This window comes from Sinorhizobium sp. Y406, assembly GCF_058732025.1.
On record NZ_CM178975.1, the window covers coordinates 616,754 to 638,793 of the forward strand.

General features: G+C 62.7%; 18 protein-coding genes. 4 read left to right on the forward strand and 14 right to left on the reverse strand.

Translation table 11 applies throughout. The features are described 5' to 3' along the window. Positions 1–4: 4 nt before the first annotated feature. The 5 genes from AC4P1R_RS19815 to AC4P1R_RS19835 all read right to left on the reverse strand — a co-directional run bounded on the left by AC4P1R_RS19815 (position 5) and on the right by AC4P1R_RS19835 (position 6,050). Positions 5–529: a CYTH domain-containing protein gene (locus AC4P1R_RS19815; protein ID WP_151613720.1), complete on the reverse strand. Its 525-nt coding sequence runs from the start codon at positions 527–529 to the stop codon at positions 5–7. Positions 530–736: 207 nt separating this feature from the next. After that, a complete protein-coding gene (fabI, locus tag AC4P1R_RS19820; protein WP_151613721.1) occupies positions 737–1,519 on the reverse strand; it encodes an enoyl-ACP reductase FabI in 783 nt (260 codons plus the stop codon). 83 nt (positions 1,520–1,602) lie between these two features. Then, a complete protein-coding gene (locus tag AC4P1R_RS19825; RefSeq protein WP_151613722.1) occupies positions 1,603–2,790 on the reverse strand; it encodes an acetate/propionate family kinase in 1,188 nt (395 codons plus the stop codon). A 5-nt stretch (positions 2,791–2,795) separates the two neighbouring features. After that, positions 2,796–3,761, reverse strand: a complete 966-nt coding sequence (locus tag AC4P1R_RS19830; protein WP_151613723.1) for a phosphate acetyltransferase — start codon at positions 3,759–3,761, stop codon at positions 2,796–2,798. A gap of 48 nt (positions 3,762–3,809) precedes the next feature. Next, a complete protein-coding gene (locus AC4P1R_RS19835; protein WP_151613724.1) occupies positions 3,810–6,050 on the reverse strand; it encodes a DUF3141 domain-containing protein in 2,241 nt (746 codons plus the stop codon). Positions 6,051–6,548: 498 nt separating this feature from the next. On the opposite strand from AC4P1R_RS19835, the gene AC4P1R_RS19840 reads away from it, so the two are divergent. From AC4P1R_RS19840 to AC4P1R_RS19850, 3 genes are all read left to right on the forward strand, one after another. Continuing rightward, entirely contained in the window at positions 6,549–7,301 is a 753-nt protein-coding gene (locus tag AC4P1R_RS19840; RefSeq protein WP_151613725.1) for a potassium channel family protein, read from the forward strand. Between the two features lie 129 nt (positions 7,302–7,430). Then, complete coding sequence (locus tag AC4P1R_RS19845) at positions 7,431–8,792, forward strand: DUF3300 domain-containing protein (RefSeq protein ID WP_069457714.1); 1,362 nt, start codon at positions 7,431–7,433, stop codon at positions 8,790–8,792. A 16-nt stretch (positions 8,793–8,808) separates the two neighbouring features. Then, a complete protein-coding gene (locus AC4P1R_RS19850) occupies positions 8,809–9,777 on the forward strand; it encodes a DUF2950 domain-containing protein (protein ID WP_069457715.1) in 969 nt (322 codons plus the stop codon). Here AC4P1R_RS19850 and xdhC read toward each other — a convergent pair. The 4 genes from xdhC to uraH are packed head-to-tail and all read right to left on the reverse strand — an operon-like array spanning position 9,767 to position 14,827. Then, positions 9,767–10,621, reverse strand: coding sequence for a xanthine dehydrogenase accessory protein XdhC (gene xdhC / locus AC4P1R_RS19855; RefSeq protein WP_151613726.1), 855 nt, complete (start codon positions 10,619–10,621; stop codon positions 9,767–9,769). The two genes, AC4P1R_RS19850 and xdhC, sit on opposite strands and share 11 nt — an antisense overlap. A gap of 5 nt (positions 10,622–10,626) precedes the next feature. Beyond that, positions 10,627–12,963, reverse strand: a complete 2,337-nt coding sequence (gene xdhB / locus AC4P1R_RS19860; RefSeq protein ID WP_151613727.1) for a xanthine dehydrogenase molybdopterin binding subunit — start codon at positions 12,961–12,963, stop codon at positions 10,627–10,629. A 13-nt stretch (positions 12,964–12,976) separates the two neighbouring features. Beyond that, a complete protein-coding gene (gene xdhA, locus AC4P1R_RS19865; RefSeq protein ID WP_151613728.1) occupies positions 12,977–14,455 on the reverse strand; it encodes a xanthine dehydrogenase small subunit in 1,479 nt (492 codons plus the stop codon). A 6-nt stretch (positions 14,456–14,461) separates the two neighbouring features. Further along, the gene (gene uraH / locus AC4P1R_RS19870) at positions 14,462–14,827 is read right to left on the reverse strand and encodes a hydroxyisourate hydrolase (RefSeq protein ID WP_151613729.1); all 366 of its coding nucleotides are present in this window, start codon (positions 14,825–14,827) and stop codon (positions 14,462–14,464) included. 174 nt (positions 14,828–15,001) lie between these two features. Between uraH and puuE the strand changes: the two genes are divergently transcribed. After that, positions 15,002–16,417 (forward strand): allantoinase PuuE, encoded by a 1,416-nt coding sequence (gene puuE, locus AC4P1R_RS19875; RefSeq protein ID WP_151613730.1) that lies wholly within the window; start codon positions 15,002–15,004, stop codon positions 16,415–16,417. Between the two features lie 75 nt (positions 16,418–16,492). Here the strand turns inward: puuE and AC4P1R_RS19880 are convergent, their stop codons facing one another. The 5 genes from AC4P1R_RS19880 to AC4P1R_RS19900 form a co-directional block, all read right to left on the reverse strand. Further along, entirely contained in the window at positions 16,493–17,785 is a 1,293-nt protein-coding gene (locus AC4P1R_RS19880; protein WP_069457720.1) for an NCS2 family permease, read from the reverse strand. A 410-nt stretch (positions 17,786–18,195) separates the two neighbouring features. Beyond that, positions 18,196–18,534 (reverse strand): chaperone modulator CbpM, encoded by a 339-nt coding sequence (locus AC4P1R_RS19885; protein WP_151613731.1) that lies wholly within the window; start codon positions 18,532–18,534, stop codon positions 18,196–18,198. Then, positions 18,531–19,448 carry a DnaJ C-terminal domain-containing protein gene (locus AC4P1R_RS19890; RefSeq protein ID WP_151613968.1) on the reverse strand — a complete coding sequence of 306 codons (918 nt, stop codon included), beginning with the start codon at positions 19,446–19,448 and terminating at the stop codon, positions 18,531–18,533. Before AC4P1R_RS19890 ends, AC4P1R_RS19885 begins: the two co-directional genes overlap by 4 nt. A 313-nt stretch (positions 19,449–19,761) precedes the next feature. Further along, the gene (locus AC4P1R_RS19895; protein WP_151613732.1) at positions 19,762–20,544 is read right to left on the reverse strand and encodes a COG3904 family protein; all 783 of its coding nucleotides are present in this window, start codon (positions 20,542–20,544) and stop codon (positions 19,762–19,764) included. Beyond that, entirely contained in the window at positions 20,531–21,826 is a 1,296-nt protein-coding gene (locus AC4P1R_RS19900; protein WP_151613733.1) for a hypothetical protein, read from the reverse strand. Before AC4P1R_RS19900 ends, AC4P1R_RS19895 begins: the two co-directional genes overlap by 14 nt. Positions 21,827–22,040 lie beyond the last annotated feature (214 nt).

Sequence of the window (22,040 nt, forward strand, 5' to 3'; positions counted from 1 at the left end):
GGCGTTAGGTTATGGCTCGCTTCTCATCTCGAAAGGCACATAGGGATTCGGACGGGTGACCACGCCCCTCGAGACGGCGCGCACCCATCGCCAGCGCCCGGTTCGAATATGACCGGTTCCCCGTTATCTCCGAACCTAGCCAGACGGGCTTTGGTGGATCGCCGTCTCCCTTTTTCAGTTCAATCTCCGCTATGACGAGGCCGTCGTTTGCGCCGGAGTAGACGTCTATTTCCCAGCGATGGCCCTGATGAATCACCTCGTAACGGGTCTTCTCTACGATCCCCAGAGCGTGCTCGAACATCTCCATCGCGTCCGAGTAAGGGATTTCGTACTCATACTCTTCACGTCGCAGCCGGCCGGTTCGGATCTTTACCGTCAGCGTCGCTTGCGTTGCGTTCGAGATCCTGACGCGAACCATTCGATTCCTGGTACTCACGACGTAGGCTTGCCGCAGCTCAGACGCCTTACATGCGTGACTGCGCCAACGATCGCCCAGAACAAGGAATTTCCGCTCGATCTCAGTGGTCATTTCCACCTCTTGCAGGTCACGATTCGCTCTCGATCCGGCCAAACCCCGATCATCCCGACCCACTTGACGGACAGGATGCGGTCCGACCCAAGTGCGATGCCCCTTGGCGGCAACGGCGCCCCGAAGCCTTTGTGCAATCGCATCCATGTTAGAAATGGCGAGCGGATCTGTCATTGATTTGAGACAAAAGGGGCGGAAGCCCTCCTATCAATCGATGATGTGATAGCCGCCATCGATGTACAGGGTTTCGCCGGTGATCAACTTCGCGGCGTCGGTTGCGAGAAAGGCCACCGCGGCCCCGACGTCGTCGATGGACACCAGGCTGCGCGTCGGCGCCTTGGACTGCGCCTTGTCGAGAAGCTCGTCAAATTCGGCGATACCGGAGGCCGCCCTCGTCTGGAGCGGGCCCGGTGAGATGGCATGGACCCGGATGCCCTGGGGGCCGAGCTCTGCGGCCAGGTAGCGCGTGGCGCTTTCCAGCGCGGCCTTCACCGGGCCCATGAGGTTGTAATGCTCGACCACCATCTGCGAACCGTAATAGGTCATGGTGAACAGCGTTCCGCCGTCACGCATCAGGGGCTCGGCGAGCTTTGCCATGCGGATGAACGACCAGCAGGATATCTCCATGGCCTGCAGGAAGCCGACCTTCGAACAGTCGACCACGCGACCGTGGAGATCCTCCCGCGGGGCGAAGGCGATCGAGTGCAGGACGAAGTCGAGCTGGCCCCATCTGGCGCCGATCTCATCGAAGGCTGCCTCGAGTTGCCCCCCGACGCCAAGGTCCAGAGGCAGCATCATCGTCGCCCCGAGTTCTCGGCCGAGCGGCTCGACATAGGACCGTGTCTTTTCGTTGAGATACGTCACGGCGAGTTCCGCCCCCAGCGAGCGGAAAGCCTTGGCGCAGCCCCAGGCGATCGATTGATCGTTAGCGATGCCGGTCACGAGGCCGCGCCGGCCTTCGAGCGAAACGGAACGTGGATTAAACGACATGGGATTCTCCTCGCAAACGGTCGGACCAGGATCACTTCCACGAAAAGGCCAGCCGACGATCTTGACCCGGGCCGACAACGAATTCAGCGCGTGACTTGGCGGAGGATCGCGAGCGTATGGCCGGCGATCATTCGTTCTTCGTCCGTCGGCACGGTGAGCACCGCAACGCGGCTCCGGGCGCTCGATATGCGCAGCCCTCCCTCCGCGTTCGCCACCGGATCGGCCTCGATGCCCAACCATGCCAGCCGCTCCACGATCGCTTGGCGGATAGCCGGCGCATTCTCGCCGACGCCCGCCGTGAAGACGAGACCGTCAAGTCCGCCCATGGCCGCGGCGAGCGCGCCAGCGGCCATGGCGACGCGATGGACGAAATATTCGAGGGCAAGCCTGGCCCGCTCGTCCGAACTGGCGATCAGCTCGCGCATGTCGCTGCTGATGCCGGAAAGCCCCTTCATACCGCAGTCGTGGTAGAGCAGATGCTCGACGGCCTTGACGTCCATCTGTTTCTCGGCCAGCAGATAAAGGACGACGCCAGCGTCGAGTTGACCCGGACGAGTCCCCATGGGCAAGCCATCGAGGGCGGTAAAGCCCATCGTGCTTTCGACACTGCGGCCGCCGACGAGCGCGCACATCGAGCAGCCGCTGCCGAGATGAGCGACAATGACCCTCCCCTTTGCCAGATCGGGCGCAACTTCCCTCAACCGGCCGGCAATATATTCGTATGACAGGCCGTGGAAACCATAGCGCCGCACGCCTTCCCGATAGAATGCTTCGGGAATCGCAAATCGATCGGCGACTTCCGGGTGGCCGCGGTGGAAGGCGGTATCGAAGCAAGCAACCTGGGTAAGGTCCGGCCGCTGTCGGCGTATCGAACGGATCGGGGCCAGGTTGTTGGGCTGATGGAGTGGCGCCAGGGGTATCAGTTTCTCCAGTGTCACAAGCACTTGGTCGTCGACGACCGTGGGTTCGCTGTACAACGGTCCGCCGTGCACCACTCGGTGGCCGACCGCCGTCGGCGGTGTGCCGATATGGCCGACCAGCCAGGTGCCGACGATATCCTGCGCAGCCGCCAGGTCTTCGACCTCGTCCGCGGAAAATGCCTTCTCGGCAACAACTTGCCCTCTCGCATCACGGACCATCAAACGCGGTCTGGTGCCGATCCCGTCAAGCTGCCCCTTCAACAGACGCTCGATCGTGTCGCGTTCGTCGATCGAGAAAAGCTGGAATTTGAGGCTCGAACTGCCGGCGTTGACCACCAGGATGCTGTCCATGTCCGTCACTCCGCGGGGACGGCCAGGGTCTGGCGTCTGGCAGCAGCATAAAGCACTGCTACCGCACAGGAGGCCATCCGTGCGCGCAGGTTGTCCGCCCGCGACGTGAGAATGACCGGCACTCTGGCACCCAGGACAATGCCGGCGGCATCGGCATTGGCGAGAAAGGTGAGATTCTTGGCGAGCATGTTGCCGGCCTCGAGATCGGGGACGACGAGAATCTGCGCCCGCCCGGCCACCGGGGACCGAATGCCCTTGATCTGGGCAGCCTCCTCGCTGATCGCATTGTCGAGCGCCAGCGGGCCGTCGAGAATGCCCCCGGTGATCTGGCCACGATCGGCCATCTTGCAGAGGCAGGCAGCGTCGGTCGTTCCGGGGATCTTCGTCGTGACGGTCTCCACCGCCGAGAGGATGGCGACGCGAGGTTCGCCGAGACCGAGACCGAGGTGCAGGTCTATCGCGTTTTGCACGATGTCGCGCTTGGCCTCGAGGTCCGGAAAGATGTTGACCGCCGCGTCGGTGATGAACAGCGGCTCGGGATAGGTCGGCACATCCATGATAAAGACGTGGCTGATCCGCCTTTGCGTCCTAAGACCTGTATCCTTGGCGGTGACCGCCCGCAGCAGTTCGTCCGTATGGAGGCTGCCCTTCATGATCAGTTCCGCCTTACCCGCGCGAACAAGCTCGACAGCCCCAGCGGCGGCGGCGTCGCTGTGCGGGGCATCAACGACCTGGTATTCTGCAACATCAACGCCGCAGCCCTCGGCGGCGGCACGGATCTTGGCGGACGGACCCACGAGTATCGGATCGATCATACCTGCATGCGCGGCCTCGACCACGCCCTGCAACGAACTCGTGTCGCAGGGGTGGGCAACCGCCGTCGGGATCGGCCCTACACCATGGGTCCGCTCGATCAGGCGCTCATATTTGACATGCGGACGATCCGCTTCTGCGGGGCTCGTCAAGGGCATCGCCGTTCTCCTTATGCCTTTTCCCGTCGCCTCCTGCTCCGCCTCCGGTCACGAAGTGCGGCGCGCACGTACCGATGCTCTCACCGGAGTTTCCCTCACAATTGCCGGTTTGCCCGTGCCGTCGGAGAAGAGTGCCTCGACGCAGCTCATACGAGCCTGAACGTCCTCGTTCATATCTCCGGTGCTCTCGATGACCTCACGCACCGCCGCCAGCGCCGCCGTCCGCTGCTCATGGCTTGACGGCAGCATGGAGGGGAGCGCGGCGAGAGCCGCCGGCTCGTCGACCAGCAGCATCAGCGACTGTTCCCGGAGAATTCGTTTGAACTCCTGGAGTGAAAGACCCTCCCGGTGCCGTGCCCGGATGCGCCGCAGCACCGCCAACTGGCGCTCGTCGAGGCCATAGCCGCGGCCGACATAGACGAGAGCCCGAATGCTGGCTTCGCGCAGCCCGCCTTCGCCGATGCGCGCCTTGAGTTCGGCGATCCGTGCACGGATGAAGGCCAAGGTCTCCGGCTGTTCACCGGGGTAGTGCCGCGGCAGTTCGTCCGTCGCATGAAGACCCACGGCGGCCTGCAGCATCGGAGAACCGTAAACGGCGAGGAAAACCTGCTCCTGAGCTTGGTCCCGCCAGGCGCCCCAAAGGTCGAGAGTGGTTTCGATCTGCTTGGACATGAAATCCTGCAATGCAGCGAACATGTTGTCCGGACCGACCGGCTGGCGCTCCTCGCGGACCTGGTCCGCCAGAGTCGCGATAGACGCCATGAGGGGATTGCTGTCCGAGAAGAACTCGAAGGGCAGGCGCGCCGGATGCAGACGGGCAAGCCAGGAGGCGGCATGCTCGCTGGCGATGACCTGAACGAACGGTTGCGCGAAGGTGCGGTAGAGGCCGAGATTGATCTCCGAGACGCGCCGCACCGTGGCGAAGCGCCGCTCGTCCTCCGGATCGTTGCCGCCCATCTCCCGCAGATCATCAAACGTGCGCGGCTCGAAACGGGCGATCCACTCGCCGAGCTCCAGGTCCGGTGCAATGTTTTCGATCGTGTGCGGGATCAATACCGCTTCATAGAGCCCCGGCGGCAGGGTGTCGATCAGATCGATGTTGCTGGCGAATTCGGCATGCTCCTTGATCGCCACCTTGCCCGAGACGAAGATGCCGAGGTGACCGATCGTCTCGTGCATCGCGTAGATGATCGTCTGTCCGTGCGCGCGAATATCGTCCACGCTCCGGTAGAGATCCAGGATCCAACCCAGCGCCTGCTGCGGCGGCGTTATGTTGTCGCCCTTGGAGCAGAAGCAGAGGATCGGCGACTTGATGTTGCGTAGATCGATCCGCATGCCATCCGAGGTAACGATCTCCGCCGTTGCCAGTCGGTTGCCGACGAACAGCTTATCGACGATGAACTGCATTTCCTCGGCGTTGAGATTGACGTGTCCGCCCCACCAGCGCTCGAATTCCAGATAGCGCTCAGCCTCGGTATCGACCTTTGACCAGACGTTGTATTGCTTGCCCCAAAGGGTGTTCGCAGGGTTCAGGCCTTCGAAGTTCGTCACCAGCCAGGCCCCGTCGAACTTGCCGCCGCCGATGTCGCCGGTGAGTGCCGTGAGCCAGCTGCCGCCGAGCAACCCGCCGGTGTAACGCATCGGGTTTGTGCCTCTGACACCGGCCCAATAGGAAAGCGGGGATCCGGCTATGATGACCGGTCCGAAGAGTTCGGGCCGCGTTGCCGCGAGCATCATCACCGCCCAGCCGGCCTGACAATTGCCGATCACGCAAGGTTTGCCGTCCGCCTCTGGATGGAGTTCGATCACTTTTTCGAGGAATGCGGCTTGTGCCCGCATGATGTCCTCGATCGTCTGCCCGGGCACCGGGTCCGGGAGAAAACCGATGAAGTAGCAGGGATGTCCCGCTTGCAGCGCGGCGCCGATCTCGCTGTCGGCCTTGAAGCCCCCGATGCCGGGACCGTGGCCGGCGCGCGGATCGACAACGACGAAGGGGCGCTTGCCCGGATCGACAATGACATCCGCCGGCGGCACGATGCGCACCAGGCCATAGTTGACCGGGCGCGGCAACATCCGTCCGCTCAACACAAGCTTTACATCGAAGCGCAAGACATGCGGCACCGGGCTCGAATTGTGCTCGGCATACTGATTGCCCCGGCGGCGCAGAACGTCACAGAAGAGGATCGTGCGCTGCCATGCATCGATGGCGTATTGCCACGATTCCTGCCACGGCGGAGCCTGCCAAAGCCCGGCGTTTGCGCGGTCTCGCCCTTTTGCAGAATCTTCCATAACCGTCCCCTGTGCCAGTGTCATCGCATGTTCGTGTCGCCGCATCTTCGCGGATCTCGATCAGTACCCAACGAATGATCGTCGGATGCCGCAACAAGCACGCATCAACCAAGCAAAATATCTATAGATGATATACTGCAAAATTAAGACAACATTGGCCACATCTTCAATATATTTCGTATTTTAATGAGATATATTGTATTAATATTACGCAAACTTAATGCGCTATCGCAAAATGACGCGATTCAATACTCCATTCCGTTTTGCGCCGCCGAGAGACAATCTCATCGTTCCACGGCCGCATGCTCACACGGGCCGGCCGGTCGACAAAACAGCAAAACCGCCTCGATGAAATTGAGCTGGATCAATGCTTGACCGTAAGATACTCGAACATACGGGACTTGGCCGCCGCTTCGTGCTGCCGCCCTTCACAGTCGGAAGTATGCTGTTCGCCGCGACTTGCAAAGTGGCTTTCTTTCTGCCGCCTCGGGGCTCCTCATGATCGTCAATTCGGCCATGTCGATCATCAATGCCTATCTTCGTCTCGTGGAGCGGTGGCGATGGAGCCTCCTGCTGACCCTGTTGATTGCGACGTTCTTGTTGCAGCCCCTCTGGTCGCACACGAGGCTCGGCGAACTTGCGAATGTTACGCTCTATCTTCTGGTTTTCGGAGGCGCGGTCCATGCCGGCCGGATCGGAGCAACGTCTGCGGTCGGTGTGATTGCGCTGCTGTCGATGGCTCTGGCGCTTCAAGTTCTCAGCACTTTAGGGATTGCCGGTCTGGATGGTCCGCTCTTGGGGCTGATGCTGGTCATCGTTGTCAGTGCACTGATCGCGACGTTTGCAGAGCTCGTGGGAAGCCGCGAGATGACCACCGACAGTCTCGCCGGCGCGATATTCGGCTACTTCATGATCGCCACCGCCTGGGCGCTGCTTTATCTCCGGCTCGAAGCCTGGCAGGCAGGATCATTCAGAATCCCGAATGGCGGCGATCTCGACATGCAACTATTGTATTTCAGCCTCGTGACCATCACGACGGTCGGCTACGGCGATATCACACCGGCCACCCCAACCGCCCAAGTTCTGTCTGTGCTCGAAGCCGCAATCGGGACCCTTTACATTGCGATCCTGATTGGTCGGATCGTCGGGCAATTCAAGTTTGGGGAAAAGCCCGTCGAACCAGAGTCTGAGCGCAGCGCGATGTTCTTCACCGGCCAGCGATCGCCGGAGGAGGACAAAGGCGCGTCCTGACATACCGTTCAGGGGAACTTTTCCTGCCTTTGATTGCAATCAACGACGCGGCCGCGTGAAGCGGGTAACCTTTCCCGAGTGGTTGCCGAGACGTCGTGGAGCTCGGCACAAGCGCCACGGGGGCAATTGATGATCAGAAAAGCTGCAATTGCACTTGGCGGCGCGATGGCGATCATGCTGGCGATGCAGAGTTCCAGCACCTTCGCGCAGGAAAAGACGGCGGCAGCGACCGAAGCGCCGGCCGCCACGCCGGAGCCGCTCACCGACGAGGAACTCGAGGTTCTTGTAGCGCGGATCGCGCTCTATCCGGACGAGTTGATCGCACTCGTTTCGGCGGCCTCGCTATACCCGCTGCAGATCGTCGAGGCAGAGCGCTTTCTCCAGAGACGTGCGAAAAAGGCCGATCTGAAGCCGAAGGAAAGCTGGGACGGCAGCGTGATTTCGCTGCTCAATTATCCCGAGATCGTCAAGATGATGAGCGAGGATCTCGAATGGACGCAGAGCTTTGGCGAGGCGATCGCCAATCAGCAGAAGGACGTGCTGATCGCGATCCAGCAGTTGCGCGACGAGGCGGTCGCCAAGGACATCATTAAGACGGACGACAAGATCAAGGTGGTCGAGGAGGGTGACAACATCATCATCCAGTCGGCGAACCCAGAGACGATCTATGTCCCCCAATACCCGCCGGAAATGCTCTACGAGCCAGGCTATGCGCCGGCGCCGATCGACTATTACGACGAAGCCTACCCCGCCTACTGGTACCCTGGGGCGGCCTTTTTCGCCGGCGCCGTCACCGGCGCGATCTTCGGCGCGATCATCGACTGGGACGACTGGGGTGTCTGGGGCGGCCGCTGGGACGGCGACATCGATGTCGACTGTAACAAATGCTTCAACAACGTGGATTTCGACGGCAAGCTGAAGTTGAATGACATCGACTGGAAGAATGTCGACCGCAGCAAGCTCAAGTTCGACCGCGACCAGCTTCAGAAGTTCGACCGGACGAACATCAAGAACAGCATCAAGGCCAACGGCGACAACAATATCCGCAACCGCGCCGCAGAGGTCAACCGCGACCGGGCGCGCCCTGGGGGCGGCACGAGCAAGATCACGGATGTGCGCAAGAGCACGCTAGAAGGACTGAAGGCTCAGGCGCAGCCGAAGGCGAAGGCCGCAGGCGGGCAGAAGGTGGCGAAGGCGAAATCCGGAGGATCGAAGCAGAGCCTCAACCGCTCCAAGGGCAAGAAGCCCTCGCAGGCGAGCCGGCCGGCGGGCAAGAAGAAGATGGCCTCCAAGGCGCAGAAACGGTCGAAAAAGCCGTCCGGCCTCGGCAATGTCAATTCCGGCCGGCGCGAGGTGGCCTCGTCACGGCGCGGCGGCCACAGCATGGGCGGCGGCCATCGCGGCGGCGGGCGGCAGCATGTAAGCCGCGGCGGCGGCAGGCCGCCAATGGCCCGCGGCGGCGGTGGCCGCGGTGGCGGGCGCAGGCGCTGAGCGGAGAGGAACGGCGATGACCAAGTATTTGCATACTCTCCTTCTCGGATCGGTGGTCACGCTGGCGACCGTGCCTGCGGTCGCCTACGTCGCTATTGCCCAGGCGCAGCAGCCAGCCGATACCCAAGGACCGGTAGGCATCGACGACTATGCCGCAGACGAAGATCCTCCCCTGTTCGACGATCCAGCAATGGCCGTGGAGGCATTCAAAGCCAGCCTCGCCGCCAACGACTTCGATGGTCTTGCCCGGCTCCTGGGGCTTGATGCGGCGAAGCTGAAGGAAGGCGAAGACGCGCTGGAGACCTTCGCCCTCATTCGCGAGGGGGCGGCCCGCAATGTCGTCGTTCGCGATCTCGAGGAGCGCAAGATCCTCCAGATCGGCGACAGGCTCTGGCCCATGCCCTTCCCGATTGCCAAGGGGGAGGACGGCAAGTGGGCCTTCGACACCTATGTCGGGCTCGAGGAGATCGTCAACCGCCGGGTCGGCGAGAACGAGCTTGAGGCGATCGATACCGCGCGCGCCTATATCGAGGCACAGAAGGACTATTCTTTTCAGGACCGTGATGCGGATGGCGTGTTCGAATATGCGCAGAAGCTGATCAGCAGCCCCGGCCAGACCGACGGGCTATACTGGCCCGCCGACCAGGGCGACGGCGAAAGCCCCGTCGGAGATGCCATCAGCGAGGCGGCCTTGGAAAAGGCAAAGGCGGGTGAGGGCTATTTCGGCTACCGCTTCCGAATCCTGACTTCGCAGGGCGACAATGTCGCCGGCGGAAGGTACGATTATGTCATCAACGGCAACATGATCGGCGGCTTTGGACTGATCGCCTGGCCGGTTTCCTATGCCGAGACCGGCGTCAAGACCTTCGTCGTCAACCAGCAAGGCATTGTCTACGAGCGGGATCTCGGACCGAGCACCGAGGCGATCGTGCCGTTCATCGACCGTTTCGATCCGGACGACAAATGGGCTGTGGTCAACGATTGAATTGATTCGCGGGAGCGGCGTGGCGCTGCTTCGGGTGCTCATAAGTGAGCACTGCCGTAAGAACCTCGGCGGCGGTAAGGGCCGCGATCACCGCCGGGCGCTTGTCCTTCAGCGCCGCACCGCCGATCGGGCAGACGAGTTGGTCGAAAAGTCCCGGCCGCACGATTTCGCGGGAGAGCCAGTTCCTGAAGGTGGCGCGTTTCGTCTTCGAGCCGATCATGCCGACATAGGAGGCGTCCCCGCGCGCGAGCGCCTCCGCGGCGATGAGGAAATCCAGTGCATGATCATGGGTGAGGATGACGAAGGCGCTGCCCGGAGGCGCCTTGCGAACGATCGTCTCCGGCATGGCCGTGAGACAGGTTTCCACGCCCTGCACGTCGACCGTTGCGAGTTCAAGCTCCCGCGTATCGACGAGCACGGCCCGGACCGGCGCAAGCGACAAGGCCATGGCGAGCGCATTTCCGACATGGCCAGCGCCGAAAATATAGACGTGAGGGCGGCGCGCCTGCTCACCGTCGCAGCGCTCCACCAGCTTAGAGCGGGTATCACCGTCGACGGCGGCGAAGGAGAGCGCCATTCGACCGCCGCAGCACTGGCCGATTTCCGGGCCGAGCGGTATTTCCAGCCGATGCTCGGCGGTCGCGCCCCGAAGCAGGTCGCGCGCGTGGTCGATCGCCATGAACTCCAATTGCCCGCCGCCGATGGTGGCAAAGATGCGGTCCTTCGAGACGAGCATCCAGGCATCCGTATCGCGCGGGGTCGAGCCTGCCGCGCCCGTCACCTCGATGAGGATACAGGCGGGCTCCCGGGCGAGAAAATCGCGGATGTCCTTTCTTGTCGCCATCTCCATCATCCGTCCGCTTCTGCCGAGCGCAGTCGCTCGATTGCCATCAGCACACGCTCCGGCGTCGCCGGCGCGTCGATGCGCGGCGGAATACGATAGCCCGCCACGCTCGCCGCTGCCATGGATATCGCTTCGAGAACTGAAATGCCCAACATGAAGGGCGGTTCCCCGACTGCCTTCGAGCGACGGATCGTCTCCTCGCGGTTGACCGACCATTCGGCGAGCCGCACATTGAAGACACGCGGCCGGTCCGAGGCGAGCGGGATCTTGTAGGTCGAGGGGGCATGGGTGCGCAGCCGCCCCTTTGCATCCCACCAGAGTTCCTCGGTCGTGAGCCATCCCATGCCCTGGACGAAGGCGCCCTCCACCTGGCCGAGATCAAGCGCCGGATTGAGCGACCGGCCGACGTCATGAAGGATATCGGTGCGCTCGACCTGGTATTCGCCGGTCAGCGTGTCGACGGAGACCTCGGAACAGGAGGCGCCATAGGCAAAGTAGTAGAACGGCCTTCCCTTGCCCTCCGAGCGGTCCCAATGGATCTTCGGCGTCTTGTAGAAGCCGGCCGCCGAGAGCTGCACGCGCGCGGCATAGGCGGACTTGATGAGATCCGCAAAGGCGATGCGCTCTGCGCCTACGCGGACCATATTCGGCTCAAAAGCCACGTCGGCCTCGCTGAGGCCGTAGCGATCCGCCGCGAAGCGCACCAGCCGCGCCTTGATCTGCTGGGCCGCATTGGCGGCGGCCATGCCATTCAGGTCGGACCCGGAGGAGGCCGCGGTCGCGGACGTGTTCGGCACCTTGCCGGTCGAGGTCGCCGTCACCTTGATGCAGTCGAGATCGACCTGGAACTCGTCCGCCACGACCTGGGCAACCTTGGTATGGAGCCCCTGCCCCATCTCCGTGCCGCCATGGTTCAGCTGGATCGACCCGTCCGTATAGACATGGATCAGGGCACCGGCCTGGTTGTATTCCGTCTTGGTGAAGGAGATGCCGAACTTCACCGGCGTCAGAGCGATGCCGCGCCTGACCACGTGGTTCTCGCGGTTAAACGCAAGCACGGCCCGCCGGCGGGCAGCGTAATCGGCTGAGGTTTCCAGTTCCCCGATGATCCGGCCGATGATGTTATCTTCCACCGTCTGGTGGTACGGCGTCAGGTTCCGCCCCTCGCCGCCATAAAAATTGAGCTTGCGGATTTCGAGCGGATCCTTGCCGAGCGTATAGGCAATGTCCTCGATCATCCGCTCGCCGCCGACCATGCCCTGCGGACCGCCGAAGCCGCGAAAGGCGGTGTTCGAGACCGTATTGGTCTTCTGCGGCCGCGAGCGCAGCCTGACATTCGGGTAGAAATAGCAATTGTCGGCATGGAAGAGCGCACGGTCGGTCACGGGCCCGGAAAGATCGGCCGAGAAGCCACAGCGCGCGGCGAACACCGCGTCCACCGCCTCAATGTGGCCTTCGTCGTCGAAACCGATCTTGTAGCCGACATGGAAATCGTGGCGTTTGCCCGTCGCCGTCATGTCGTCGTCGCGGTCCGGGCGCAGCTTGACGGCGCGGCCGAATTTCTTCGCCGCAAGCGCCGCGGCGGCGGCGAACAGGTTCGCCTGCGTCTCCTTGCCGCCGAAGGCGCCGCCCATCCGGCGGATATTGACCGTTACCGCATTGGATGGAACGCCGAGCACCTGGGCGACCATGTGCTGCGTCTCGCTCGGGTGCTGCGTCGAGGCGAAGACCGTGACCTCGTCGTCCTCGCCGGGGATGGCGAGGGAGATGTGACCTTCGAGATAGAAATGATCCTGGCCGCCGATCCGCATCTCGCCTTCGACGACATGCCGCGATTTGGCAAAACCGGCTTCGATATCACCCCGTTCGAGCTTCAGCGGATCGACGACCAGCGGATAATTCGCAGCCGCGGCCTCCACAACGTCGGTGACGTGCGGCAGATCCCGGTATTCGATCCTGACCTTTGCCGCCGCACGCCGGGCTGCGTCGCGCGTGGTGGCGATGACGGCGAAGACCGGCTGTCCATGGAACTCGACCTTGTCGGTTGCGAACACGGGATCGTCGTGCTTGTGCGCCGGACTGATGTCGTTCTCGCCGGGAATATCTCTGGACGTCACGATGCCGATAACGCCGGGGCTGCTCGTCACCGCGCCGAAATCGATGGAGAGGATTTCGGCGTGGGCGCGCTCAGACAGGCCGAGATAGCCGTGCAGCGTCCCGGCCGGCTCGGAAATATCGTCGATATATTCGGCCGTTCCGGTGACATGCTTATGGCCGGATTCGTGCCGCTCCTGCTCATGGACGCCACCGCGGATGCGATCGACGGGCTGCATCACATTCATGTGCTCAAGCCTCCTAAACGGCGACCGCGAGACCGCGGTCGATGCGGAAATTGCTCGTCCCCTGGGTTTCCAGATAAAAGCGACGCAACAGGTTCTCGGCGACGAGCATCCGGTAGTCGGCCGAGGCCCGCCAATCGCTGAGAGGCGTGAAATCTCGCTCGAAGGCCGAGGCGGCCGCCTCGACTACGGCTTCGCTCCAGATGCCCCCCTTCAGCGCCGCCTCCACGCTCCTGGCGCGCTTCGGCGTGCCCGCCATGCCGCCGAAGGCAATGACCGCATCGGCAACCCTACCTTCCTCGAACTTCACGCGGAAAGCGCCGCAAACAGCCGAGATATCCTCGTCGAACCGTTTGGAAACCTTGTAGACCGCAAGACGCTCCTCCCTGCCGATGAACGGGACCCGGATGCTCTCGACGAATTCGCCGGGCTCGCGATCCTGTCTGCCGTACTCGATGAAGAATCCTTCGAGCGGCAGCGTCCGCCGCCTCTCTCCCTTGCGCAAAGTCACCGATGCGCCGAGCGCGATCAGTGCCGGCGGCGTGTCGCCGATCGGAGAGCCGTTGGCGATATTGCCGCCGATGGTGCCCATGTTGCGCACCTGCTCGCCGCCGATCCGGTCCCAGAGCTCGCTGAGTTGCGGCAGATGACGGACGATTACCGGATAGGCCTCCGAATAGCTGGCACCTGCGCCAAGCGTGATGCCGCTCTCGTCTACGGAAATCCGTCGCAACTCGTCGAGAGGGGAGAGGTGAACGACCGGCGCGATCTCGCGCATGAACTTCGTCACCCACAGGCCGACATCGGTCGAGCCGGCAACGATCGTCGCGTTCGGATTGGCTTCGAGCACCGCAGCGAGATCGTCGACCGAGCCCGGCAGCACGATGCTTTCGTCCTCGCCGCCGATCTCGACGCGACGGCCATCCTTGAGCGAGACGAGCTGTCGGGTGATCTTGTCGCGTTCGGCAACCAGCGGATCCTTTCCGAGCTCACCGATCGACGAAATCGCTTCCGCCGCGCGGATTATGGCGGCATAGCCGGTGCAACGACAGAGATTGCCCTGCAGCGCCTTCTCGATCTCCCGGATGCTCGGTTGCGCGTTCCCCATCCAGAGCCCGTAAAGCGACATCACAAAACCGGGCGTGCAGAAGCCGCACTGGGAGGCATGGGTCTCAACCATCGCCTGCTGCACCGGATGCAGCGGACCACTCGGCTGCGAAAGCGCCTCGACGGTCACGACATGACAGCCGTCGAGCGAAGCAACGAAGCGAATGCAGGCATTGACGGATTCGTATTTCAACCGGCCCTCGAACAATCGACCGACGAGCACCGTGCAGGCGCCGCAGTCGCCCTCGGCGCAGCCTTCCTTGGTGCCGCGCAAGTTGCGATCGATACGCAGGAAGTCGAGCAGAGTCTGGACCGGCGAGACTTCGGCAAGCTCGACCAGCCGATCGTTCAGGATGAAGCGGATCGTGTTGCGGATCTCGATTATCATTGCTTGTCAGCTCCCGCGATAGGTGGAATAAGCGAAGGGCGAGAGCAGGAGCGGCACGTGGTAGTGCGCGCCTGGATCGGCAATTCCGAAGCGGATCGGGATGAGGTCGAGGAATGGAGCGGCAGCGCCTTCGGCGCCCATATATTCGCCCGCGTGAAACCGCAATTCATAGATCCCGCATTCCATCGCCTCTCCGCTGATGAGCGGGTCATCGCATCGGCCGTCGCCATTCGTACGGACCGACACAATATGCTCGCGCCATTCGCCGTCGAGACGGTAAAGGTCGATCCTCAGGTTCGCCGCCGGCTTGCCGCTTGCCGTGTCCAGCACGTGGGTGGTCAGCCGCCCGGCGCCGCCGCTCTCAGTTTGCATGCCTTTCCTCCTCCCAACTCGCTCCTGGCAGTCGATGGCCGAGTATCCGGAGGACTGCCCGCCTTGTGTAGCGCGCATAGGCTTCGAGACTTTCAAATTTTTCGAGGGGAATTGGACCCGATATTCCTCGCTACGAATCCTTCCTCGAAAAAACAACAGGAGGATTTGCTTCACATGAGATATCCGCGCGATCTCCACGGCTACGGCCCCGATCCGAATGTGGCCTGGCCGGACCAGGCCTGCATCGCCGTGCAATTCGTCGTCAATTACGAGGAGGGCGGCGAAAATTGCGTGCTGCACGGCGATGCGGCTTCCGAGGCATTTCTCTCGGAAATCGTCGGCGCCGAGCCCTGGCCCGGCAAGCGCCATTGGAACATGGAGACGATCTATGAATACGGCGCACGCGCCGGCTTCTGGCGCTTGCACCGGATTCTTACCGACCGGCGCGTACCGGTTACGGTCTATGGCGTCGCAACCGCCTTGCAGCGATCACCCGCACAGGTGGCCGCCATGCAAAGTGCAGGCTGGGAAATCGCTTCGCATGGGCTGAAATGGATAGAGCACAGGGATTTCACTGCCGAGGAAGAGCGCGCGATAATTGCCGAAGCGGTCCGGCTGCACACCATCGTCACCGGCGAGCCGCCGCGGGGCTGGTATACGGGCCGCTGCTCGGAGAACACGCTCGATCTCGTCACCGCGACCGGCGGCTTCGATTATATTTCCGACAGCTATGCGGACGACCTGCCCTACTGGCACGAGCATGCCGACCGGCACCAACTCGTCATCCCCTACACGCTCGACGCCAACGACATGCGCTTCGCAACGGCGCAGGGCTTCAACAGCGGCGATCAGTTCTTCAGTTACCTCAAGGACAGTTTCGACATGCTCTATGCCGAAGGGCTGGCCGGCTCTCCGAAGATGATGAGTATCGGCCTTCACTGCCGTCTCGCCGGGCGGCCCGGGCGGGCAGCTGCCCTCGCCCGCTTCATCGATTACGTCAAGAGCCATGAAAAAGTCTGGCTCGCCCGCCGTATCGACATCGCCCGCTACTGGGCCGACGCCTACCCGTTCCGCCCGGCGGACGATCGCCCCTCGCGGCTTTCCGAGGCGGACTTCGTCGCCCGTTTTGGCGGCGTATTCGAGCATTCGGACTGGATCGCCCGGCGCGCCTTTGCCCGCGAGCTCTCGCCTGCCCACGACACGGCCACCGGTCTCTCCGCGGCACTGACGGCGGTCTTTCGCGGGTCGAGCGAAGCGGAACGCCTTGGGGTGCTCAATGCCCACCCGGATCTGGCGGGCAAGCTCGCCCAGGCGAAGCGCCTGACCGAGAGCTCGACCAACGAACAGGCTTCGGCCGGTCTCGGCGCGTTGACGGATCGTGAGCGGGAACGCTTCGCGACGCTCAACGCCGCCTATGTCGAGACCTTCGGCTTCCCCTTCATCATGGCGGTCAAAGGGCGCAGCAAGGACGAAATCCTCGCCTCCTTCGAAGAGCGGATCGGCAACGACCGCGATACCGAATTCGAGACGGCATGCCGCCAGGTGGAGCGGATCGCGGTGCTGCGCCTCGAGCAGATGCTACCGGACTGAAGACAGCAAAAGCAGAACGAAACAGCCGGACCCGCATCGCTGCGGGTCCGGCTGTTTCGTCTGAAACGTAGATCGTCACTCGGCAAAGAAGGCGAAGCGCACGATGAACAGCGCTGCAACGATCTGCGTCGCCGGGTGGATGACGGTCCAGCGGCCCGTGCACAGCTTCAGGATCACATAGCTCACGAAGCCGAAGGCAAGACCGTTGGCAATCGAGTAGGTGAAGGGCATGGCGAGCGCCGTCAGCGCAGCCGGCGCCGCCTCGGTCAGGTCGTCCCAATCGATTTCCGTCAGTTCGCGCATCATCAGCCCCGCAACGTAAAGCAGCGCCGGCGCGGTCGCGTAGGACGGGACGGCGGCGGCGAGCGGTGAGACGAAAAGGGCCGCGAGGAACAATACCGAAATGGTGAGCGCGGTCAGGCCGGTGCGGCCGCCCGCCTGCACGCCTGAGGCGCTTTCGACATAGGCGGTGGTGCTGCTGGTGCCGATCATCGATCCGGCGATAATGGCCGAACTGTCGGCAAGCAGCGCACGTCCGAGGCGGTTGGGCTTGGCTTCTTCCACCAGCTTCGCCCGCTTGGCAACACCGATCAGCGTACCGGTGGCATCGAAGACTTCCACGAGCACGAAGACGAGGATCACATGGACGAGACCGCCATGCAGGGCGCCCATGATGTCGAGTTGGAAGAACGTCGGTGCGATGCTCGGCGGTGCGGAGACGACGCCCTTGAATTCGGAAACGCCGAGAACCATCGACAGGACCGTCACGACGAGAATGCCGATCAGGATCGAACCGCGGACTCGTAGCGAGTCGAGCACAGCAATGACGAAGAAGCCAAGGATTGCCAGCAGCGGCCCGGTCTGCTTCAGGTCGCCGAGGCCGACCAGCGTCGCCGGATTGTCGACGACGATGCCGGCATTCTTGAGCGCGATGATGCCGAGAAACAGGCCGATACCGGCCGCAATGGCGCTGCGCAGCGAATGCGGAATACCGGCGATCAGCCAGCTGCGGACGCCCGTCACGGTCAAAAACAGGAAGATGATGCCTGAGATGAACACGGCGCCAAGCGCCTGCTGCCAAGTGAAGCCGAGTGCTGCCACCACGGTGAAGGCGAAGAAGGCGTTGAGCCCCATGCCCGGCGCCATGCCGATCGGCCAATTGGCGACGAGCGCCATTACGGCGGAACCAAGGGCCGCCGCAAGACAGGTCGCGACGAAGACCGCGTCGCGGTCCATGCCGGTGGTCGAAAGGATATCCGGGTTGACGAAGATGATGTACGACATCGTCAGGAATGTCGTGAGACCCGCCACCAGCTCGGTGCGGATTGTGGTGTCATGCTCTTTCAGTTTGAATAGTCGCTCGAACATTGTTCCTCCCTTGGATCACGGCTCATGGACGTGATCGATCCTCATGGCAGGACGCGGACTCGTGGAATCCGGCCGCCTCTCCTCGACCCGCTCCGGCAGGCGCACCGCCGCGAGACAGGGGCCGGCAACCGCTCCTCCGGCTCCGACCATTGCTGTTTCTGACCGGTCGTTGGACGATCCAGGTTCACGGCGGCCCTTTGGCCGCGGCGCACGAGCGCTCTCGCCTCTCATTCGCAGCCTGCTGATTGTGCTTCGTCGCGCGAGCGACCGCTAGCCGCCTATTTCCCAAAGGAAAACGAAACACTTTCAAGAATCTCCAGGGCAGTCGGCATGCTGCACCCGATCCCCGTAGCAAACGTCCGAGGCTCCGAATGCCTTACTTTGCAACTATTGCGTTGCTTCGAAGCCGGCTATAGCCGCCGGCCGCTTCGCGCCGAGAGGGCCTGCCTCAATTGCTGGAGAACGTCATCGCGCTGATCCACCAATGCCGTCGCGATCGTCCTGAGCTCGCACCTCAGCCCATAGAGCTGATCCAGCAGCGTCAGAATGATCGGCACGGCGTCATCATTGACGTTCATGTCGCTGCGCAGTTCACAGACCAGGCGAATTCGAGCGATATCGACCTCGTCGAAGACGGGCCCTGCTTCGCCTTGCGATGGCATGATCCAGCCGCGCTGCACCCATTGACGCAACTGCCTGAGGGTGATTGTACCGAAGACTTCGAGGACTTCCCTTTCACGCAGCTTCATTGGGCCCTCCGTAGTGCTCCGCGCGGATCATAGGCATGCGCCCCGCGCCAGCCTTCCATGAACTTCTCCAGCTCAGGATCGACCTTCTCCGGCAGAACAACATTCAGGACGACGCGCTGATCCCCCGAGGAGCCCTGTTGAGGCTTCACGCCCTTGCCCCTGAGACGAAGGACATTGCCGGTGTTCGACCCCTTGGGAACGGTCATCGATACCCGGCCGGAAATCGTCGGCACCTCGATCTTGGCGCCGAGCACCGCCTCGTACAGCGTGATCGGCAGGTCGATTTCGATGTCGTTGCCGTCGCGACGGAAAACCGGATGAGAACGGACGCTCACCTGGATCAGGGCGTCCCCGTTCTCGCCGCCGCCGATCCCGGCCGTGCCCTTCCCCTTGAGCCGCAGAGTACTGCCGTCGCGCGTGCCGGCGGGAATCGTGAGATCGAGCGTGTTTCCGTCGGGAAAGGTGATGCGGCGGCGGGCACCGTTGACGGCCTCGAGGAACTCGATCTCAAGCTGGTAGTAGAGGTCCTGACCGCGCGCCTTGAACCGTCCCCCGCCCCGTCCCCGACCGAAAAGATCGGAAAAAATGTCCGACATATCCTCGAATTCGCCCGCTCCGGCCGAGGAAGTGTAGCGGCGTGCCTGGTCTGCGTCGGCGTAGTGCCGATAGTAATGTTGCTGCGGTCGCTCCGCCCCCGAGGCATCGATCTCGCCGCGATCGAAGCGGGCGCGCTGTTCGGGGTTGTTCAGCAGCTGGTAGGCCGCCGAAAGCGTCTTGAATTGCGTTTCCACCTCCTTGTCGCCCGGGTGCAAATCGGGGTGCAACTGCTTCGCACGCTGGCGATATGCTTTGCGGATCTCATCCTGCGTGGCGGTGCGCGAAACACCAAGAACCTGATACGGATCGTCACTCACCAATTGCCCTCCATCGACTTCATCCACGGATCCCGCAACCATCCGGCAGCCTCGATCTTTCCAAACCGCGCCAGCAGCCCAGCCGCAGCGCAATGGCCCCGGTGGAAGACCTGATGCCTCACGGGCGGCGATCCGCACTAAGGACATGGTGTCATTGAGCATCGATTTCAAAAAGGGGGGTGAGAGGGCCCAGCCGATAGGCGAATCTGGATTCGAGCTTAAGGCCAATTTCCCCGCCGCCAGCAAGTCAAAGTGCTACAGCGCCGCGGTTCTTATAAGACACGCGACGCTGTAGGCGGATCGCAGCAATGGCTCAGTCTTTTTTCTCGGCGGTTGCGACCGGTTCCGTCGTCAAATTGAAATCCGCCATCTCTTCCGCGGTGAGGTAGTAGAGCCGGTCCGGCGGCGTTTCGAGGGCATTGATCCAGAGCCCGGCGCCGATGCCCATCGAATGAAGGTGACGGGCCACGCGGGCGGTGGTGGATTGTGCGGCCGACATGGCCTGTTCCGCCGTCGTTTGTCCGCTACCGCTAAAGACCTGGTGCACGCCGACGACGGCGTCCTTTTCGGCGATGCGCGCCACGCCGCCGGCAAAGACGATCGGGCAGGAAGAGGCGCAGAGCGCCCGTGATGCCACCTTGGTATCGAGTTGCCTTTCGCGGATCAGTTTCGACATGGCGAGCGCGTCCTCCACCGACCCGCCCGGGGAATTGAGCGCCACCGTCTTCACATATTCACCGCGCTTCCCGATCTCCTCGGCGAAGCGCGCCGCGGCCCCGAGGTCGATCGTACCTTCGGCGAGCAAAACGCCACCGGATTTGAGCTCGAGTTTCATCGGCTGGCGCAGCACTTCGTTGGAGCTGGCGGGCTGCACCGGCGGAGCGCTTGGCGCGCCTTCGGTCAGCGCCGGAGGCAGGACCGGCTGGTCCTGGCGATTCGGGTCGATGCCCGGAAATTCGGCGTTCATGGCTGCGATTTCGCGCATATCGATCCAGAGGAAGATCCCCGCCGCCGACAACAGGGTGAAGAAGGCGCCGCGCATCAGCATGCCGTCGTCAAGCCGCGCCAGCGCCTTGCATGCCTCATCGATCCTCATGCGACCGATCCTTTGCACGCGCCCTCGCCTCCAGGCTGGTGATGTTGTTCAGCTCTTCGCCTTCCGGAGGGGCGTCAATCTCAGAAGGGCTCACCCCCCTTGCCGTCACGGCTTGCTGTACCTCAAGCGCTTTCAGGAGCTCGGCCGCCGTAATGCGCTCGGCAAACGGCATCTTCTCCTCCTGTTTGCGGATGACGCCATGCACCGTGGCCAGAATGAAGACCAGCACGCCCGGCAGCAGGTCGATGGAAATGGCCCCGGCCCAAGCCGGTATGAAATCGGCCGCGTAGCGCAATACGGCTTCGGCGGAGGAGAGCGGCACGAAGCGGCGCTCCGCCACGGGCGCACGGGCGAGAATTTCGTCGGCCGCTTCGGAAAGGACCCTGGACTGCGCCGCGACGGAGGACCGTACCGTTTCCATCACCGTGTCCTGGCGGTTGACGAGATCGGCATTGCCGCCATCGGCGACCGGCGCGATGAAACCGAGGGAGAGGTCATCTGCGGCGCGGCGGATGGATGGCGCGATCGAAGTCTGCCCAAGGGAGGCTATTACGCCTGTAAGCGCCACCACTTCGGAGGAGAACTGGTCGGCACGCGGCGACACCGCGCCCGGCGCCGAGACGAGCCTGCGCATGGTTTCGAGCCGCTTCTGCCCGTTATTGAACAGTTTCGTGACCTGTTCACGGGAGGCATGGACGCCATTCTCCAGCTCCCTCATCTGCGCCGACATCTGCGACAGAAGTTGCACCACGCTTCCGGATCCTTGCGTCCCCGTCAGCGCGCCCGATTGCCGCTCCGAGACGGCGAGCTGGGCAAAGCGTTCGGATGCACGCTGGATATCGGGAAGCAGGCTTTGGGCCGCAAGCGCATTCTGATGCGCCTGGTCGAGGTCGCCGCTGTAGTCCTCCACCGTTTCCGCAAGGTGCTGTTCGAGCGCGGCCGAACCGGCCAGCGCCGCCGCATTGAGCCAGCTCGACATGGCGATGATCATCGCCGCACCCAAAGCCATCACACCCAGCATCGCCACTCGGCCCGCATGGGTGGTCACATGCGGATAGAAGCGCGCCATATAGGACCAGAAGGCGTATATGCCGACCGAAACCGAGGCCGAGTAGATGATCGCCGCAAAGAACACCGCGGTCGGCGAGCCGTCCAGAAGGCTGCGCACGCCGAGGTAGGTGTAGACGCCCGAGGCGAGCGCCAGCACTGCCAGCGCAAAACGCGTCATGGTTTCGACGGCCGCGACGCCCTCGTGCAAACGTTGGGATGCTCCGAGCGTCATGAGCGAAATCTCCGCAAAGGAATGTATTCCTTAACAAAGAATGAAGAAGCGGGCGGAATAAAGGCCGCCGCTTTGCAGCGGGCCTGGCCCGCATTTCTCGCACTTCTTGCGCTCTGCGTATGACTGTGGCGAGGTGGATACGGGGGAAAGCCGCGAAAAGCTTGTCATCCCTGACGAGTGGAAAGAAACGAATACGAGTTTCACTCATCAAGTG